The organism is Cytobacillus sp. FSL K6-0265 (assembly GCF_038003465.1).
GTDB classification, from domain to species: Bacteria; Bacillota; Bacilli; order Bacillales; family Cytobacillaceae; genus Cytobacillus; species Cytobacillus stercorigallinarum.
In genome coordinates this window covers 3,198,058-3,217,573 of the sequence record NZ_JBBOPE010000001.1, presented here as the reverse complement: position 1 = coordinate 3,217,573, position 19,516 = coordinate 3,198,058, and the positions used below count along the sequence as shown (strand labels likewise).

Sequence of the window (19,516 nt, the reverse complement as noted above, 5' to 3'; positions counted from 1 at the left end):
AGTAGACGGTTGCGTATTATGTAAACCCGAAGACTAAACGAAAGCAACTGGTAGGTCTGCGCAGTTCACGGCAGAGAAGGTAGCTAAAGTATATATCACCGAACAGGGTTTATGTGAAACGTAAAGCTATCGAATATTGATGACGGGCATTTTCGTATGGCAACCAAGCGTACACGATAACAAAACTAACTATAAAGGGGAAATGACAAATGGAAGAAATAAAAATATTCATTACGAGGGAAAACGAACAGGGACTCATGGTAGGTGAGTTTTATTCAGTACAGGAGCACATTGGAGCACAATTAATTGGTTCGGGGGTAGCGGTTAAACCGAATTTTCCTGAGCTTGTCAAGATTCAGTCGGAAATAGAATGGGGGATAAGCGAGTATGAAGAAAAAATCCAAGAAATAAAGAATGATTCTCGGCTTTCGGACCTTGGTAAAAAAGAAGATATTGAAGCTTTAAGGTACCAGTTTACCAAGCGGTTAAAGGAGCAGGAAGCCGTGTTTAATGATAAATTAGAAGAACTAATATCGTCGTCTAAGAGTAAAACAATTGATATAGGCGATAAGCTCACTTTTGACAAGTTTAGAATAGAGCAAGAGGCAGGGGGAATAGTGGCACAAATCGATGGTATGTCAAATACTGACACGGTCTTGTCATATTTGAAAAGCGCGGAACTCAATCGGGAGGTTGTGCGGCAGCTTCTCACCCACTGGCTAGACATTAAGGCAATACTAAATGAAAAACTGCCGGCAGATTCTACGTTAAGACAACGCATAGCACATCGGACAGTCGTTGATTCGATTTTACGACACTTGCAAAGTATCGCTCAAAGTGACATTCAAAGCAAGGCAAGCATAGAAATATCGATGTTAGAAGCGATTAAAAAGCGGGGGCTAAGGTCGGAAAAAGAGCTAGAGAATGCAGGAAAGTCCGCATATCAACGTTTGAAGGAGAAAGGTAAAGTGCGTGGAAATTAATTCGGGGGCTTTCATAGCTCTCGTTCTTTGTAATAAAATTTTAAAAAATCGGGTAAAAAATAATAATTCACCTTGTAGGAATGATATAATTTAACCATTCAGGGATTTAATGTAAGTCCGTATCTACAAGGAGAGTAGAGTTTTTATGACTGTAATTAATATATACTCACTTAATAAAAACCATAAAGAGCAAATGAATCTTTTTTATTCAAAAGATGATGGGTACTTAGATTTAGAAAAAATTGCAGAAAACATGGGAAAATTCAACTCCCTTATTTTAGATAATGGCGTTGTTGATGGTGAGGGTTTTTTAAAAGTAAAGTTTACTGAGTATGACGGTATTAAAGTATTGGAGGCTTTTGCTACGGGTCAAGGTTCCCTAGGTTACTATGCACAAGCTTATATTGACAGCGACAATGAAAGTGATTATGTGAACTCAAGAAAGCAACAGCAGCAATTCTATAGTAAAGCAAAAATTTTTATTTTAGAAACCTACTATGTAATTGTTGTATTTGAAGATACTACAGAAGAAAAAATAAAGGGTAGTATAAAGAACCTTATTGAAAAATTAGGATTTGAAGTCTCAAACTTCCGATTAACTGATACACTAATGAGAAATATCCGGAATAAATATAAATGGAACGAAGTTAGATTGGAAAAAGTGAAAAATGAACAAGATAGTACTACTAAAGTGCAATACGAAAAAGATGTTGCCGATAGTGAAAATGACTCACTCATAGATAGCCTTTATAAGGATCAGGGAAAAATGGTTTATATTTCATTTGAGTTACCTGCAGAGAACATAGAAGGTAATGTGCCAAATTTTATCTCGGTTAAATTGTATAAAAATGACCATAGAATTGTAATTAATCAAAAAGAGCTTCCTAATAATAATGAGTTAAAAAAATTTATTATATACTTAAGTAATAAAATAATTGAAATAGTAGGTGGAGAATAAAATCTCTAGGTGGTGAGAAATATGAAATTCAATTTATATTGCATTGAATCAAAAGAATATCCATTCAAACAAAGTACTATTAAAAAAACATGGAAATTATTCTCTAAACAAGAAGAGGATGTATCACTATTTAACTCCACAAAAATAAATGATGGTCAGTATCATGTTGTTTTTCAACTTTCTGACGAACATGTCAGTAAAACTAAAAAAGGGGGAGTTGAACTTACTGTTCCATTTTCCCAATATGTTAATGCCTTTTTAATCGGTGGAATATTTTTTCTTGAGAACAATAACAGTAACTATACAGGGTTAATTATAGACTTTATTGAGAAAGAGTACGATTTAAAACCGATACCATTTAATATCAATAATCAAAGTATATTATCCCTATTAAACGCTACAAAAGCTTATATTAAAAAGTTAGAATTGACTAATGAAGAAGAAGAAGAAGACTTTGAATATTCTGGTATTCCGTTTGAGGAATTAAAGGAGCTTGTAGATGCTAAAACCATAACTTTTGTTAATTTCCTCTATGGTAATGTCTTCATTAGTGTAAATAAACTTAATGGTGCCTTATCTATAAACACAAAAGATGAAGAAGAATTATTAAAGATATTAGGGGAAACAACAAGTGCGATTTCAGTTAATTAATTGGGTTATACAAATTATTTTAATGTTAGGCAGTGCGGTCTGGGGTTATTATTTAGGTAAGGGTACTTTGTTTTTAATTGTCGTTACAGGAGTTTATTTATGCTTAATTATTGCAATATCGTTTTTAATTAACACTATTCTTAAAATCAAAGATGATTTACAAACTGAAAAAGATCGTTTCTCTCAAGAGCTTTTTTCTTTGAAGACATCTGGACAAAATAACTTGGATATTACACTTTTTCCTGAGCAAGGATATACTTTCTCGAGCTCAACGGCTTCGGAAATCACAGTAATTGTAAATACACCTAGTCAGACTGGCGCAGAGTTCGAATTTCAAATTACTTCTGATAAAGAAATTGAATTATTTATTAACCAAGGTGCCCCTATTGCCCCAATGTACCATTTTAGTAAATATAACTATTATATAAGTAATAGCTCTGCTGAAAAATGTGTAGGGAAGTACTATAGGTTAAAACTTCTGCTTAAACCACTAGTTCCTAACGAACATTACACTTTAGAATTTACTGCACAGGATTCGGAGATAAAGGGAACGAAGTCATTAACGTTTGTGGCAAGTTAAGAAAGGTTTTTGTTGTACTTTCAAGTGGATAGTAACCGACTAAATACGACGCAACGTTTTAATGAAATGAATTGACGAAAACTTACATATAATGATAAGATTTCAGTAAACGGTCGTTGAGCGCTCAATGCCCGTATCAACAATCGTTTGGTTATATAACGGGTACAAGCGACTAAAGCGCCGTCGGGAGTTCGAATCTCTCCTGGGACGCCATTAGCTACATATTTATCTACCAACACTAGCGTTGATTCCGGTGAAAACCTGGATTAGCGCTTTTTTTGTTTTGAGCTAGAAATCGATTTCGTATTAAATTACCCACAAGTTATTTCCTTTGTTGTTGTCCATCCTTAATTGTAAACCCAAGAAAAACAAATATAAAAATACTATCTTAAAATAATAGTGATAGGATGTAATAAATGAAAATCTTCTTTAATCCTGGTGGTTTTTATCAAATAATGAAAAAATGAGTCGGAATATGGTAGAAGTTATCACGTTATTACGTGATTAAATATTAAAAAAATAGACTAAAATGAAATGATCCCTGAAGGTAGTAGTTTCTTTGTATAGTATTTATCGAAAATGAATGCTCATGATTAATCTTTTAATAGGCTTCAATTCGCCGTGCTCGTTTGCTCAATAAGCTGCTCAAATACCACATCCTAAAAAGAACTTCACTTACTTTTCTCGCATGCTGCATGAATAAAAACAATAAAAAATTTTGTCCAATTAAAAGGTTAATAGATCAATGATGTAAGCGGATACACGAAAACAGATTAATCTAAATTATCAAATAATTTTTCGAAAAGGTGTTGACGACTTTTAAAAATGGGCGTAAGATAGTCCTCAACAAAGCAAAGCACAACAAAATAAATCGAAAATGAAATTGGAAGCAGCGTTATTTTCCTTTTATTTTTACAAACGAAATTTTAGTGGTTTAAAGTGAGAAACTAAAAGCGTTGATGAGGATAAGTAGTTTTTTGATGTAGGTTTTGCAGAGAGCCGGGCAAGCTGGAAACCGGTAAACCAGTCTTAAAATGAACTCACCTCGGAGTGGAGACTTGAACAATTAGTAGAGTCTTCCGGGTCGAAGGAACCCGTTATCTAAGCTTAGCAGTTATTATGCTGTTACTGAGTGCGCGTGCATATTTAAAAACGCGAACAAGGGTGGTACCGTGGAATGGTGATCAAAGCCTTTTCATCCCTTGACCAATGTTTGGTCAAAGAGGGATGGAGAGGCTTTTTTATATTTTATTTTAATAAGGAGGTTAAAGAGCGATGGTGCGGGAAGCTGCCTTAACAGAAGAAGTGAAAACAAAGCTTGAGACGATTACAGGCGCAGACTTATTAATGGATGCGTTAGAAAGGGAAAATGTAGAAGTCGTCTTTGGCTACCCTGGCGGAGCGGTTTTGCCGATTTACGATAAGATTTATGATGCGAATTTCCTTCATGTTCTCCCTAGACATGAACAGGGCGGCATACATGCTGCGGAAGGTTACGCAAGGATTTCAGGTAAGCCTGGTGTCGTCATAGCAACATCCGGCCCGGGAGCAACGAATATCGTAACAGGGTTGGCTGATGCGATGATGGACTCATTACCAATTGTAGCCTTTACAGGCCAAGTAGCAACAAGTGTGATTGGTTCAGATGCATTCCAAGAAGCAGATATTTTAGGAATTACAACACCGATTACAAAATATAATTTTCAAATTCGCCAATTGGAGGATATTCCAAGAGTCATTAAAGAAGCGTTCTATATTGCAACGACAGGCAGACCCGGTCCAGTGCTCATTGATATTCCTAAAGATATAGCATCGACGATTACCGAAAGACCCGAAGAAGCAGAAATGGACTTACCCGGTTATCAACCGACATTAAAGCCTAATCGCTTGCAAATTCGTAAACTATCAGATGCGGTAGGAGCAGCACAGAAACCAGTCATTTTAGCGGGGGCAGGTATTCTTCATTCGAAGGGGGCAACCGAACTTTTACAGTATGTGGAAAAAACAAAAATACCAGTTGTTCATACATTACTTGGTCTTGGTGGCTTTCCAAGTGACCATCCATTATTTATTGGCATGGGTGGGATGCACGGCTGTTATACAGCGAATATGGCTCTTTCACAATGTGACTTATTGATTAATATCGGGGCAAGGTTTGATGACCGCTTAACAGGTAATTTGGAACATTTTGCTCCGAATGCAAAGGTTGCACATATCGATATTGACCCAGCAGAAATTGGTAAAAATGTACCGACAGTTATTCCGATTGTAGCAGACGCAAAGGCTGCGCTACTCGCACTTCTTCAAGAAGAATGTAATGAACCAGCTCATAGCGAATGGATGGAAACATTAAAACAGTGGAGTGCTGCTCATCCTTTCCATTATGATCAAGCATCGCCTAAGTTAAAGCCGCAAAGGGTAATGGAGCTCTTGTATGAAAACACGAAAGGCGAAGCGATTGTCACGACAGATGTCGGACAACACCAAATGTGGGCAGCGCAATACTATCGCTTTAAACACGCGGATAGGTGGGTTACATCTGGTGGCCTTGGAACGATGGGATTTGGTTTACCTTCAAGTATTGGTGCTCAAATTGCTGATCCAGATAGTTGTGTGCTTGCGATTGTCGGTGATGCTGGCTTTCAAATGTCAACACAGGAATTAGCGGTTATACAAGAAATGAACTTACCAATAAAAATCGCAATATTCAATAATCAATCTCTGGGGATGGTCAGACAATGGCAGGAGTTTTTCTATGAATCACGTTTTTCACATAGCAAGATTCCTGTTCAACCTGATTTTGTGAAGCTAGCTGAAGCTTACGATATTAAAGGTTATAGCATAACGACAGAAGAAGAAGCGGAGAGAGTGTTAGCTGAAGTATTACACACAAGAGAGCCTGTATTGCTAGATTTCCGTGTCGATGCTGATGAAAATGTCTTTCCAATGATCGCTCCGGGTAAAGGGATTCATGAGATGGTAGGTGTGAAAGAATGAAGAGAATCATATCGCTACTCGTTTTAAATAAACCTGGTGTACTTAATCGAATTACTAATTTATTTTCTAAACGAAATTATAATATCGAAAGTATTTCAGTTGGTTTATCTGAACAGGAGGGGATGTCAAGAATCACATGTGTAATTTATGTAGAGTCAGAACAACAAAGCGAGCAAATTACGAAACAGCTCAATAAGCAGGTAGACATACTGAAAGTGACGGATATTACAAATCAAGCAGTTGTTGCTAGAGAACTAGCTTTGATAAAGGTACAGTCTAATCCGCACACAAGAAATGAGATTTATTCCTTAATTGAGCCTTTCAGAGCTTCTGTCATTGACGTAAGCAAAGATAGTTTAGTCATCCAAATTACAGGTGAATCTGAAAAAATCGAAGCGTTCCTAGAGTTAATTAAGCCATATGGTATTAAAGAGATTGCTAGAACGGGCACAACGGCTTTCCCTAGAGGGACACAAAGACAGTCGCAACAAAAACATAACTTTTCAATTGTATAAAAAAATAAATGATGAATAGAGGAGAATGAATAATGGCTAAAATGTACTATAACGGAGATGCAAATGCGAACTACTTAAACGGGAAAGTTGTAGCGGTAATTGGATACGGATCACAAGGTCATGCGCATGCGCAAAATATGAGAGATAGCGGTGTAGAAGTAGTAATCGGCTTAAGACAGGGGAAATCATGGCAGACGGCAGTTGAAGATGGCTTTCAAGTTTACTCAGTAGGTGAAGCGACTGCTAAAGCAGATATCGTAATGATTTTATTACCAGATGAATTGCAAACGAAAGTATATAAAGAAGAAATCGAACCGAATTTAACCAATCAAGCCTTGATGTTTGCTCACGGATTTAATATCCATTTTAATCAAATCGTTCCCCCGAAAGAAAGTGATGTTTTATTAGTCGCACCAAAAGGACCAGGTCATTTAGTAAGAAGAACATATGAAGAGGGAGCGGGTGTACCAGCATTATTCGCCGTTCACCAAGATGTATCAGGTGAAGCAAGAGAATTAGCACTAGCGTATGCAAGAGCGATTGGTGCATTAAGAGCTGGTGGCTTAGAAACGACATTTAAAGAAGAGACAGAAACAGATTTATTCGGAGAACAAGCGGTATTATGTGGCGGACTCACTTCTCTTGTTAAAGCAGGATTTGAAACGTTAACGGAAGCAGGTTATCAGCCGGAACTCGCCTACTTTGAATGTCTCCATGAACTCAAATTAATTGTTGACCTGATGTACGAAGGTGGATTAGAAGGAATGAGATACTCTATTTCAGATACAGCACAATGGGGAGATTTCGTCAGTGGCCCACGTGTTGTAGATGAAAAGGTAAAAGCAGAAATGAAAGAAGTATTAAAAGATATTCAAGAAGGCAAATTTGCCAAAGGCTGGATTATGGAAAACCAAGTGAATCGCCCGGTATTTACAGCTATTAATGCAAAAGAAAGTGAACATGAAATTGAAAGAGTTGGCAGAGAGCTTCGCAAAATGATGCCATTTGTCCAAAACAATAAAAAGAAAGAAGTGGTGAGCAGTGCAACAAATTAATATATTCGATACAACGCTTAGAGATGGAGAACAATCAGCAGGAGTCAACTTGAACTTCTCTGAGAAATTAGAGATTGCTAGACAGCTAGAAAGACTGAATGTAAACATCATCGAAGCAGGTTTTCCAGCCGCATCTAAAGGAGACTTTGGATCGGTGAAATCTATTGCAGAAACAGTGAAGAACGCTTCTGTAACAGGTTTAGCGAGAGCGGTATTATCGGATATAGATGCTGCATGGGACTCATTGAAGGGAGGAGCCGAACCAAGGCTCCATACCTTCTTAGCAACTAGCCCTATTCATCGTGATTACAAACTTAAAATGACAAAAGAGCAAGTAGTGGAAACGGCAGTTAATACCGTTAAGTATGCGGCGGAACGCTTTTCCATTGTGCAATGGTCAGCAGAGGATGCTTCAAGAACAGAATTGCCCTTCTTGGCAGAAATCGTAGAGAAAGTCATCCAAGCAGGAGCGAGGGTGATCAACATTCCGGACACAGTCGGATATGCAACACCGAAAGAATACGGAGAGATTTTTAAATATTTAAAAAATAATGTCCCGTCTATTGATAAAGTAGCATTATCAGCTCATTGCCATGATGATCTAGGGATGGCCACTGCAAACTCTTTAGCTGCGATAGAAAATGGTGCGACACAAATAGAGGGAACGATTAATGGAATTGGAGAGCGAGCGGGCAATGCAGCGCTTGAGGAAATAGCTGTCGCCCTTCACATTAGAAAAGACTTCTACAATGCTCAAACAACATTAAACCTAGGAGAGATTAGCCGAACAAGTAGCCTTGTAAGCAAACTTTCCGGTATGCCGGTCCCAGCAAATAAAGCCGTTATTGGAGCAAACGCTTATGCCCATGAATCTGGTATTCATCAAGATGGCGTATTAAAAGAAGTAACGACTTATGAAATTATTTCACCGCAATTAGTTGGTGTGCAATCTAACTCTCTTGTTCTTGGTAAACATTCAGGACGACATGCATTTAAAAATCGTTTAGACGAATTAGGATTAGATGTGGCAGATGAAGATATCAAACCACTATTTACTGTATTTAAAGATTTAGCCGATCGCAAAAAAGAGATGACAGATGAAGATTTAGTCGCCCTTGTATTAGAAGAGAAATTATCGAAGGAACAGCGATTCTATGAATTGATTCAAATCCAAATTCAGTACGGTACGAATCAAGTGCCGACAGCAACGGTTACATTATCCGGAAGCGATAACCAAGTGATACAGGAAGCGGGTACGGGTGCAGGAAGTATTGAGGCACTATATAACACATTAGAAGCAAGTGTGAATGGTGAAATTAGTTTACTCGATTATCGCATTCAATCAGTTGGAGCCGGTAGAGACGCACTTGCGCAAGTGTTCGTTAAGTTAACATACCAAGGGGTAGAAACGAGCGGTCGAGGGCTCGCTCAAGATGTGCTAGAAGCATCAGCAAAAGCTTATTTAAATGCAGTAAACCGAGTCATATATATGAAAGAAAAAACGGAACCAGCTATGCAAAATAGTTAACATACACTTTAATCGGAGGGATAAAAGATGAAAAAACGTATCGCTGTACTACCAGGAGACGGGATCGGGAAAGAAGTTGCAAAAGGAGCAGTTGAAATTCTCCAAGCAGTCGGAGAGCGCTATAATCACCAATTTGAATTTTCTTATGGTATGATTGGCGGCCATGCGATTGATGAAAAAGGCAAACCACTTCCGGAAGAAACCATTCAACTTTGCAAAGAAAGCGATGCGATTCTTTTAGGAGCAGTGGGTGGTCCTAAATGGGATCAAGTAAATCCTGATATCCGTCCGGAGAGAGGGTTATTACAAATCCGTAAAGAGCTTAATCTATATGCCAATCTTCGTCCAACAACTTATTTTGAAAGTTTGGCGAAATCTTCTCCTTTAAAAGATGAAGTGATCCAAGGTGTAGACTTATTGATGGTACGCGAATTAACTGGCGGATTATATTTTGGTCAACCGAGTGAACGAATGGATGCTAACGGAGAATCTGCGGTAGTCGATACATTATTTTATAAAAAAGCAGAGATGAAGCGTGTAATCGAAAAAGCATTTGCTTTAGCAGAAAAGAGAAGAAAAAAAGTCACATCTATTGATAAAGCAAACGTACTTGAATCAAGCAGGATGTGGAGGGAAACGGCAGAGGAAGTAGCAAAAGATTATCCCCATGTGTATCTTGAACATATGTTAGTTGATAATGCGGCGATGCAAATGGTGACAAATCCTAAACAGTTTGATGTTGTCGTAACAGAGAATATGTTTGGTGACATTTTAAGTGATGAGGCCTCCGTTTTAACCGGTTCATTAGGCATGTTATCATCTGCTAGTTTATCTGAAAATGGTCCATATTTATATGAACCGATTCATGGTTCGGCACCTGATATCGCAGGAAAAAACGTGGCCAATCCGTTAGCAATGATTTTATCTGCTGCGATGATGCTTCGTGAATCGTTCGGGTTAGAAACAGAGGCGAATGAGGTAGAACGTGCTGTAAAACAAGTGTTAGATGCAGGCTTTAGAACAAGTGATATTGCGGAGTTCAGCCAACAAGTGACATCGACAACAGAAATGATTGCGGAAGTAAAAGCGATGCTACTAGATAATGAAGCTATTATGCATATTATGGGTGCGTACGCTTAAATAATGAAGAAGGGACACGGCCTATTATGGGTCCGTGTTTCTTTTAAAAAGGTGTGTGAAAAAAATGGGACAATCAATTATAGAGAAAATATGGGAACAACATATTGTTCATCAAGAAGAGGGAAAGCCAGACTTATTGTATATTGATCTGCATTTAGTGCATGAAGTAACATCGCCGCAAGCGTTTTCTGGCTTAAGAATGAAAGGGAGGACAGTGAGAAGACCAGATAAAACCTTCGCCACAATGGATCATAATGTCCCTACAGATAATCGCAAGGTCATTAATGATAAGGTTGCTTTGAACCAGATGACGACATTAGAAAAGAACTGTGAAGAGTTTCAAGTACCATTGGCAGGAATTGATCATCCAGACCAAGGAATTGTTCATGTCATTGGTCCAGAGTTAGGCTTAACGCAACCAGGTATGACAATTGTATGTGGCGATAGTCATACATCCACACACGGTGCATTCGGTTCCATTGCATTCGGTATCGGTACAAGTGAAGTAGAGCATGTGTTAGCCACACAAACCATCTGGCGCCAAAAACCGAAAACATTAAAAATCGAAATCAATGGCAAAAGGCAACACGGTGTATCAGCAAAAGATGTGATCCTTTATGTGCTTTCTCAGTATGGGTTTGATTTTGGAACAGGACATGTCATTGAATATACGGGCGAAGTGATTGCAGATATGTCTATGGAAGAGCGGATGACGATTTGTAATATGTCGATAGAAGGTGGCGCGAGAGCTGGATTAGTAAACCCTGATGAAACAACATTTTCTTACTTAAGAGGACGTAAGCATGTTCCGACAGGGGAAGCCTTTGATAAGCTTGTGACAAAATGGCGATCACTAGTGTCGGATGAAGATGCAACTTATGATCGTGTGATTACGATTGAAGCAGCCGATATTGCCCCAATGGTTAGCTGGGGGACAAACCCAGCGATGACATCTAAAGTAACTGATTCCATTCCTACATCAAGTGATTATGAAACAGTCGTAGGAAAGAAATCACTTGAGAGTGCCCTTAAATATATGGGACTACAGGAAGGACAGAAAATGGAAGATATTCAGATTCAACATGTATTTATCGGTTCTTGTACCAATTCACGATTAGAAGATCTACGTGAGGCGGCTTCTATCATTAAAGGCAATAAAGTTCATCCTGATGTGCGTGCATTAGTTGTGCCAGGTTCACAAACGGTCAAGGCGCTAGCAGAAGAAGAAGGTCTTGATGCCATTTTTAAAGATGCTGGGTTTGAGTGGAGAGATTCAGGTTGCAGTATGTGTTTGAGTATGAATAATGACATTGTCCCTAGCGGTGAACATTGTGCTTCCACATCTAATCGGAATTTTGAGGGTCGACAAGGTTCTGGAGCGAGAACTCATTTAGTCAGTCCAATTATGGCAGCAGCAGCCGCTATTCATGGTCATTTTGTCGATGTAAGAAAAATGGTTGAAAAACAACCAGTAAGATAGGGAGTGGAGTAGATGACTCGATTTAAAACTTTAAAGGATAAAGCGATTGCTTTCGACCGTGCCAACGTAGATACAGACCAGATTATTCCTAAGCAATTTCTAAAGCGAATTGAAAAAACGGGCTTTGGCCAATTTTTGTTCTATGACTGGCGTTATATGGCAGATGGTAGTTTAAACCCGACGTTTGAATTAAATCAAGAAAAAAATCAAAATGCCTCCATTTTAATTGCAAATGAGAACTTCGGTTGTGGGTCGTCAAGGGAGCATGCGCCATGGGCGCTCCTAGATTATGGATTTAAAGTGATAGTAGCACCATCGTTCGCAGATATTTTTCATCAAAATTGCCTGAAAAATGGTGTGTTACCGATTGCATTGCCAAAGGAGAAGGTTGTGCAATTACTTGAAAAAGGCAAACAACAGCCTTATCTATTAGAAGTGAATCTAGAGAAGCAAACGATTCGTGATGATGAAGGATTCCAAGTGTCATTTGAAATTGATGCTTATTGGAAAACGATGCTAATGAATGGGTGGGATGAAATTGAAATCACCTTGCAATTAGATGACCATATCACAGCATATGAACAAGCATTAAGATAGGAACTTATGAGGTTGGGACATAAGTATGCTAGCTAATGATTTATCCGAATGATTAGGAGTTCTAGCATCTAATCATTCGGTTTTTTGTGTGATTTGAACCCTTATATGAAAAGAATAGTGAAATGGAGCGGAAGGCACTCAACTCCTGCGGGAAATAGAGGAAAAGCTAAGACTAGGCAATGCCTTAGGAGGCTCAGCCCCTCTCATCGGAAAGCGAGTGACTGTAGCGCAATGGAACGGACTTTTTTTCAAATGATGTTTTAAGATCAATTTGTTATTGTTTTTTTTGAGGTTAGCTCATTTAGTTATGTCCCAGCCTCCCTTTTATGATGTTTTTCCTCGGAATCTCCCAATTGCACAATCCTTTTGCATTTTTCTCTTTTCATGCTACACTTACCACTAAATAAGAAAATTAAGGGACGTAGGCAAAATGACAAAACAAAATCGTAATGACAAAAAAAATAAAGTGGTTCCCTTCCCCTTTTTAGATAGGCGTTTATTAGAGAAGGGATTAGAGGCTTTGCATCGCAGAGAGTTTCAAGAGGCGGTAGAATTTTTAACAGAAGCTTCAGATCTAAATGGTGAGGATGAGGATATTCAAACGGGTCTTGTGCTCGCTTTTTTTGAATCAGGTCAATTACAACTTGCGCAAAAACAAGCGGAATACATGCTTCATAATGGAATAGGTGATTATCTCCAAGTGGTCGATATGTATTTGATGATTTTAGTACAATTACATCGCTACGATGAAATTGTCACCACTATTGAATACTTATTTGAAGAGAATAAAGTGCCTCCTGGGAAATTTGAACACCTTAGCCGACTACTAGAATTCAGCCGTAGAATGGCTGAAGCAGATATAAAGTCCAGTGATGTAGAGAGTGACGCGGTAATTCAACTACAACTTTTTGAAATAAAAGATCAACAAGAACAGATGATACTTGCTAAAGAATTGGCAGACAAGAATATTGTACACAATGTAAAAGAAATCCTTGTTTATTTACGATCTGAAGAAGGGCATCCCTTTTTTAAGACATTACTTCTCGATGTGCTGAAACAGCATCTATATAATAAGGAAGTAATTGTTGAAAAAATGGGAACGGTAAAAAGTTTCGTGCCTGCACAGTTGCCGGACTTTGAGGATTTTCACCAAAGGATCGATATGCTCAAAGAGTTAGAAGAGCAGATGGAACAAGATGATCCCATTTTACTTGAACATGCGGCTTCTCTTGTAAACCGTCATTTATTTCTCATGTATCCGGTAGAATTAGAACCATTTTCAATTAAAACATGGGCAGCTGCCTATCATACACTTGCGATTGATTATTTAGGCATGGACCTTTCTGTGGATGAAATGCTTGAGAAATATTCTGTCGAAGAAGAAGATTATCATGCAGCTATTACTTATATTGAAGCAATAGAAGAATTTTCTTATCCTAAAATATAGTCTCATTGTTGAAAGCTAGAGACGTTATGTTATAATATAATGGTTGTATTATGTGGATAGAAAGATGATTCACCTTATATAAATGAATAATCGATTAGACATATTCATTCTATTTGCTGTGAATGAAATGATCATAGATTTTGGAGGGAAATAATAGTATGTCTGCTAAATTTGAAAAGTTAGAAGGGAACCAAGGGGTTCTTACAATTGAAGTAGATGCAGAGAAGTTAAACGAAGGTTTAGACGCTGCATTTAAAAAAGTAGTTAAACAAGTAAATGTTCCAGGCTTCAGAAAAGGTAAAATGCCTCGCAGCCTATTTGAAAAACGCTTTGGTGTTGAATCTTTATACCAAGATGCAGTTGATTTTCTTTTACCAGAAGCGTATGCAAATGCGATTGAAGAAACAGGCATTGAGCCAGTTGATCGTCCTGAAATCGATGTAGAACAAATCGAAAAAGGTAAAGCGCTTATTTTCACTGCGAAAGTAACTGTAAAGCCTGAAGTAGAACTTGGCGAATATAAAGGTCTTGAAGTAGAAAAATTCGATACAGAAGTAACGGATGAAGATGTAGAAAACGAATTAAAAGGCCTTCAAGAAAAACAAGCTGAGCTTGTTGTTAAAGAAGAAGGTACAGCAGAACAAGGTGATACAGTTGTGATCGACTTTGAAGGTTTCGTTGATGGAGAAGCATTCGAAGGTGGAAAAGGTGACAACTTCTCATTAGAACTTGGTTCTGGACAATTCATTCCAGGTTTTGAAGAAGAATTAATTGGTGTTTCTACTGGCGAATCTAAAGAAGTAAATGTTACGTTCCCAGAAGAGTATCACGCTGCTGAGCTTGCGGGAAAAAAAGCAGTATTCAAAACGACTGTACATGAAATTAAAACAAAAGAACTTCCTGCATTAGATGATGAATTTGCTAAAGATGTAGATGAAGAAGTTGAAACATTAGATGCACTAAAAGAAAAAACGAAGAAACAATTAGTTGATAGTAAAAACCATGAAGCAGAGCACCATGTGCGTGATACTGTAGTAGAAAAAGCAGCAGAGAACACGACAATTGATATTCCAGCTGCAATGGTTGATACTGAATTAGATCGCATGATGCAAGAATTCGAACAACGTTTACAAATGCAAGGTATGAACCTTGAGCTTTATTATCAATTCTCTGGACAAGATGAGTCTGCATTACGTGAGCAAATGAAAGCTGACGCAGAGAAGCGCGTGCGCATCAACTTAACACTTGAAGCAATCGCTGCTGCAGAAAACATCGAAGTTTCTGAAGAAGAATTGAACGAAGAACTAAATAAAATGGCTGAAATGTATAATATGACAGCTGAAAATATTCAAATGGCGCTTGGTGGTAGCCTTGATGGTTTACAATCTGATATTAAAGCGAAAAAAGCAATCGATTTACTTGTAGAAAATAGTAAAACTGTTTAAAATGAATATAACAAAGTAACGGTAGCAACCCGGAACTTACACATAACAAGGCGCGATCACATCGTGCCTTGTTTTCTACAATTTTAGATATTACATAATAGTAGTACGGCAAAAGCAGGCTACCTTATCATATACATAACTGCCTGAAAAAAATTCCACTTATGGATGGACATAAAAATGGACATGCTTATGGAAGTACAAGTTTTATTGAGTGATTTCCTTCTGCGAATCATGAATAACGTATTACGTACATAACTTAGAGGTAAGTGTTATTATTTCCTGTCTTTTGCTGAAGTGTGTTACAATGCAATACATAACTTAAAGGTTAGTTTTTATCAAGCGTTTTAATAAGAACTGGCGAGTGATTTGGCTCAAAATATTTAGCTAATGATAAACAAAAGTTCGCAGAAGATATATCGCTTAGAAGTTTGATCAAGGGGTGAAGGATTTGTTTAAATTTAATGATGAAAAAGGTCAATTAAAGTGTTCCTTCTGTGGGAAAACACAAGATCAAGTTCGTAAGCTAGTAGCTGGTCCTGGTGTTTACATTTGTGACGAATGTATTGAATTATGCACCGAGATTGTGGAAGAAGAGCTTGGAACAGAGGAAGAAGTTGAATTTAAGGATGTTCCAAAGCCATCCGAGATTCGCGACATTCTCGATGAATATGTAATCGGTCAAGACCAAGCAAAGAAAAACCTAGCTGTAGCAGTTTACAATCATTACAAACGGATTAATTCGAACAGTAAAGTAGATGATGTAGAACTGGCAAAAAGTAATATTGCGATGATTGGGCCAACAGGAAGCGGTAAAACATTACTAGCCCAAACATTAGCAAGAATTCTAAATGTACCATTCGCAATTGCGGATGCGACTTCATTAACAGAAGCAGGTTATGTTGGTGAAGATGTTGAGAATATTCTCCTAAAGCTTATCCAATCTGCAGACTATGACGTGGAGAAAGCTGAAAAAGGAATTATTTATATCGATGAGATTGATAAAGTGGCGCGTAAGTCAGAAAATCCGTCGATCACAAGAGATGTATCTGGTGAAGGTGTGCAACAAGCATTATTGAAAATTCTTGAAGGCACTGTTGCCAGTGTACCTCCACAAGGTGGAAGAAAACATCCGCATCAAGAATTTATTCAAATTGATACGACGAATATCTTATTTATTTGTGGTGGTGCCTTTGACGGAATCGAACAAATCATTAAACGCCGTTTAGGTCAAAAAGTGATCGGTTTCGGTTCGGATAATAAGCAGAAAGAACTGGAACAACATGAGTTACTGTCTAAAGTTTTACCAGAGGACTTATTGCGTTTCGGTTTAATTCCTGAATTTATTGGTCGTTTGCCGGTTATTGCAAGCTTAACACCATTAGATGAAGAAGCATTGATTGAAATTTTAACAAAGCCGAAAAATGCTTTAGTAAAACAATTCCAAAAAATGCTTGAATTAGATGATGTTGAATTAGAATTCGAGGATGAAGCACTGATTGAAATTGCTAAAAAGGCAATTGAAAGAAAAACAGGTGCCCGTGGATTACGTTCGATTATTGAAGGAATCATGCTTGATGTCATGTTTGATTTACCTTCTCGTGATGATATTAAAAAATGTATCATTACAAAAGAAACGGTCCTTGAGAATGGTTCACCAAAGCTATTACTTGAAGATGGTACAATTGTGAAAGAAGAAAGAAAAACTTCTGCATAAGTGTGAAAGGAACTAAACTACGGTTTAGTTCCTTTTCTATTACCTGCAGTGAAAAGTTCTGTGTATGAAGGACGTGTGAGTATATAGATAATTGGTTTTGTTATATCAATTTGGTAGGTAGTTGCTTGTCTATCCAAGGTAAGAATGCTAGAGATAGCTGAACAAAGTAGATTTGTTCGTGCATCTATATTGAAATCCTTAAAGATAGCTGAACTAAATGAATTTGCTCATACATCCAGAGTAAAATACGCAAAGATAACTGAGCAAAACCTACATACCGTTCACCATTCTTTGGTAGTCAAATAAATGACCTCAATAAATGCCTTAGAGCCGAAATAAGCTAGGGTCTTTTAACGTGTAACAAGATCGAATCGAGTGTCGTTACTATAAGATCACCAGGTAAAGTAGAAGATGAAACCAATCAAAAAATTAACCACTTTTTTGCATATCTATTTCCTCAATCACAGCTTAACAAATTTCCCGTTTGATTAAATCATTCACCTATAATAAATGCTAAAGTAACCATAAGCTTCCTCTTATTGAATTTAAAATTCTTGTTTATTCCAACTTTGCGCAGGAGATACTATCCATTATCAGCAAGAAAATGTTCAGGAGGGAATAGGATGAGTTGGACGGGAATTGCATTGTTTGTACAGCTATTTTTTGGAATTGTTATTGGGCTCTATTTTTGGAACTTACTTAAAAACCAACGTACTCAAAAAGTCTCTATTGATAGAGAGTCTCGTAAAGAAATGGATCAATTAAAGAAGATGAGGTCAATTAAACTGTCAGAACCTCTTTCAGAGAAAGTTAGGCCAACGACCTTTGATGATATTGTAGGGCAAGAAGATGGCATAAAATCACTTAAGGCGGCACTTTGTGGACCAAATCCCCAGCACGTCATCATTTATGGGCCTCCTGGAGTAGGTAAAACAGCTGCGGCCAGATTAGTATTAGAAGAAGCCAAGAAAAATCAAAAATCACCATTTAAACCATCCTCAGTCTTTATTGAACTAGATGCGACAACTGCTCGATTTGATGAAAGAGGGATTGCTGATCCGCTTATTGGATCTGTACATGATCCCATTTATCAAGGAGCGGGAGCAATGGGGCAAGCAGGAATCCCACAACCGAAACAAGGGGCAGTCACAAATGCCCATGGCGGGGTCTTGTTTATAGATGAAATTGGAGAGTTACATTCTATACAAATGAATAAGTTGTTAAAAGTGTTGGAAGACCGGAAAGTATACCTTGAGAGCGCTTATTATAATGAAGAAAATATGCAAATTCCTTCTCATATACATGATATCTTTAAAAATGGTTTACCAGCAGACTTTCGGTTAGTTGGTGCCACAACAAGAACACCTAACGAATTGCCTCCAGCTATTCGTTCACGTTGTATGGAAGTGTTCTTCCGGGAATTAACAGAAGAAGAAATTGCGGAAGTTGCTAAAAAGGCAGCCGATAAAGTGAACTTAAAAATAAGTGAACACGCTTTACAAACATTAGCATCTTATGCTAGAAACGGTCGTGAATCAGTTAACTTAGTTCAAACGACGGCGAGTCTTGCGATACAAGAAGAGCGCGATTATATTAAGGACGAAGATGTCGAGTGGGTCATTCAATCAAGTCAATTAGTACCGAGAATGGAAAGAAAAATCGGAGAAACAGCCAAGGTTGGTTTAGTTAATGGTCTAGCTGTTCATGGCCCTAATTCTGGTGCTTTATTAGAGATTGAAGTTACTGTGATTCCTGCTAAAGAAAAAGGATCTATTAATATTACAGGAATTGTAGAAGAAGAAAGTATTGGCGGACAAGGAAAATCGATTCGGAGAAAGAGTATGGCACGTGGCTCAATTGAGAATGTGATTACAGTACTTCGTTCAATGGGCGTACCTGCAGATGATTATGATATTCATGTGAACTTCCCTGGCGGTGTCCCGATTGATGGCCCATCTGCTGGGATTGCAATGGCTACTGGTATTTATTCAGCTATTTATAAACATCCGATAGATCACACTGTAGCAATGACAGGCGAAATCAGTATTCATGGTACGGTTAAGCCTATTGGCGGGGTATATCCAAAAGTAAAAGCAGCCAAAAAAGCTGGTGCAAAGACAGTTATTATCCCTGAAGAGAATATGCAATCGATATTAAATGAAGTGGAAGGAATTCAAATTGTTCCCGTTAAAACGTTGAATGAAGTGTTCGAGTTCGCCCTTCACAAAGAATATCAACATGAAAAGCCGTTAATTTCACCATTAGATGCGTCAGCAATTGATCTTGCTAAAAAGGAAAGTATGTGAGGTACTAATAACTTCGGCAACAACTGCCGGAGTTTTTCATTCCCCCGTTTTAAAGGCAAATAAATAGGGAATGAAATAAGCAATTGTCAAGCTAGAATGAAGAAAACAAACAAAATGATT

15 protein-coding genes and 1 other annotated feature are annotated in these 19,516 nt (G+C 37.8%); all 15 genes read left to right on the top strand.

The annotated features are described in order from the left end of the window. The first annotated feature begins 209 nt into the window (after positions 1-209). The 15 genes from MHH73_RS16245 (at position 210) to lonB (ending at position 19,396) form a co-directional block, all read left to right on the top strand. Positions 210-983: a hypothetical protein gene (locus tag MHH73_RS16245; protein WP_341068101.1), complete on the top strand. Its 774-nt coding sequence runs from the start codon at positions 210-212 to the stop codon at positions 981-983. Positions 984-1,128: 145 nt separating this feature from the next. Next, positions 1,129-1,941 carry a hypothetical protein gene (locus MHH73_RS16240; protein ID WP_341068098.1) on the top strand — a complete coding sequence of 271 codons (813 nt, stop codon included), beginning with the start codon at positions 1,129-1,131 and terminating at the stop codon, positions 1,939-1,941. A gap of 21 nt (positions 1,942-1,962) precedes the next feature. After that, positions 1,963-2,592 (top strand): hypothetical protein, encoded by a 630-nt coding sequence (locus MHH73_RS16235; RefSeq protein WP_341068096.1) that lies wholly within the window; start codon positions 1,963-1,965, stop codon positions 2,590-2,592. Beyond that, positions 2,573-3,172: a hypothetical protein gene (locus MHH73_RS16230; RefSeq protein WP_341068094.1), complete on the top strand. Its 600-nt coding sequence runs from the start codon at positions 2,573-2,575 to the stop codon at positions 3,170-3,172. The genes MHH73_RS16235 and MHH73_RS16230 overlap by 20 nt, the downstream gene beginning before the upstream one ends. Before the next feature lie 947 nt (positions 3,173-4,119). After that, positions 4,120-4,378, top strand: a binding site (T-box leader). 69 nt (positions 4,379-4,447) lie between these two features. Continuing rightward, the gene (ilvB, locus tag MHH73_RS16225; RefSeq protein WP_341068091.1) at positions 4,448-6,169 is read left to right on the top strand and encodes an acetolactate synthase large subunit; all 1,722 of its coding nucleotides are present in this window, start codon (positions 4,448-4,450) and stop codon (positions 6,167-6,169) included. Continuing rightward, the gene (ilvN, locus tag MHH73_RS16220) at positions 6,166-6,684 is read left to right on the top strand and encodes an acetolactate synthase small subunit (protein WP_191810136.1); all 519 of its coding nucleotides are present in this window, start codon (positions 6,166-6,168) and stop codon (positions 6,682-6,684) included. Before ilvB ends, ilvN begins: the two co-directional genes overlap by 4 nt. A 32-nt stretch (positions 6,685-6,716) precedes the next feature. Further along, complete coding sequence (ilvC, locus tag MHH73_RS16215; RefSeq protein WP_191810139.1) at positions 6,717-7,739, top strand: ketol-acid reductoisomerase; 1,023 nt, start codon at positions 6,717-6,719, stop codon at positions 7,737-7,739. Further along, positions 7,726-9,267 (top strand): 2-isopropylmalate synthase, encoded by a 1,542-nt coding sequence (locus MHH73_RS16210; protein WP_341068086.1) that lies wholly within the window; start codon positions 7,726-7,728, stop codon positions 9,265-9,267. Before ilvC ends, MHH73_RS16210 begins: the two co-directional genes overlap by 14 nt. Before the next feature lie 27 nt (positions 9,268-9,294). Next, a complete protein-coding gene (leuB, locus tag MHH73_RS16205; RefSeq protein ID WP_341068083.1) occupies positions 9,295-10,407 on the top strand; it encodes a 3-isopropylmalate dehydrogenase in 1,113 nt (370 codons plus the stop codon). A gap of 64 nt (positions 10,408-10,471) precedes the next feature. Beyond that, positions 10,472-11,887: a 3-isopropylmalate dehydratase large subunit gene (leuC, locus tag MHH73_RS16200; RefSeq protein WP_341068080.1), complete on the top strand. Its 1,416-nt coding sequence runs from the start codon at positions 10,472-10,474 to the stop codon at positions 11,885-11,887. Positions 11,888-11,899: 12 nt separating this feature from the next. Then, positions 11,900-12,484, top strand: coding sequence for a 3-isopropylmalate dehydratase small subunit (gene leuD / locus MHH73_RS16195; RefSeq protein ID WP_191810147.1), 585 nt, complete (start codon positions 11,900-11,902; stop codon positions 12,482-12,484). Between the two features lie 430 nt (positions 12,485-12,914). Then, the gene (locus MHH73_RS16190; RefSeq protein WP_191810149.1) at positions 12,915-13,931 is read left to right on the top strand and encodes a tetratricopeptide repeat protein; all 1,017 of its coding nucleotides are present in this window, start codon (positions 12,915-12,917) and stop codon (positions 13,929-13,931) included. 158 nt (positions 13,932-14,089) lie between these two features. Further along, positions 14,090-15,376 (top strand): trigger factor, encoded by a 1,287-nt coding sequence (gene tig, locus MHH73_RS16185; protein ID WP_191810151.1) that lies wholly within the window; start codon positions 14,090-14,092, stop codon positions 15,374-15,376. Between the two features lie 448 nt (positions 15,377-15,824). Continuing rightward, the gene (clpX, locus tag MHH73_RS16180) at positions 15,825-17,090 is read left to right on the top strand and encodes an ATP-dependent protease ATP-binding subunit ClpX (protein WP_191810153.1); all 1,266 of its coding nucleotides are present in this window, start codon (positions 15,825-15,827) and stop codon (positions 17,088-17,090) included. Between the two features lie 623 nt (positions 17,091-17,713). Then, positions 17,714-19,396 (top strand): ATP-dependent protease LonB, encoded by a 1,683-nt coding sequence (lonB, locus tag MHH73_RS16175; RefSeq protein WP_191810155.1) that lies wholly within the window; start codon positions 17,714-17,716, stop codon positions 19,394-19,396. Positions 19,397-19,516: the final 120 nt, after the last annotated feature.